This window comes from Streptomyces sp. AF1A (assembly GCF_047340315.1).
Classification (GTDB): domain Bacteria; phylum Actinomycetota; class Actinomycetes; order Streptomycetales; family Streptomycetaceae; genus Streptomyces.
Genome location: NZ_JBLEBI010000392.1, coordinates 1 through 200 on the forward strand (window position 1 = coordinate 1; position 200 = coordinate 200).

Below are 200 nucleotides of genomic sequence, written 5' to 3' on the forward strand. Positions count from 1 at the left end.
TCAGACGCTCGCGTTCACTGTGTTGGTTCTGAAACCATGACCATGTCGCCCTCGGGGTGTTTCGGTTGAGAGTTTCATAGTGTTTCGGTGGTCATAGCGTGAGGGAAACGCCCGGTTACATTCCGAACCCGGAAGCTAAGCCTCACAGCGCCGATGGTACTGCAGGGGGGACCCTGTGGGAGAGTAGGACGCCGCCGAAC

Annotated in this window: 1 rRNA gene; it reads left to right on the forward strand. The window is 58.0% G+C overall.

Features of this window, described 5'->3' with window-relative positions:
• The first annotated feature begins 83 nt into the window (after window positions 1-83).
• A 5S ribosomal RNA gene (gene rrf / locus ACLU3S_RS37060) occupies window positions 84-200 on the forward strand.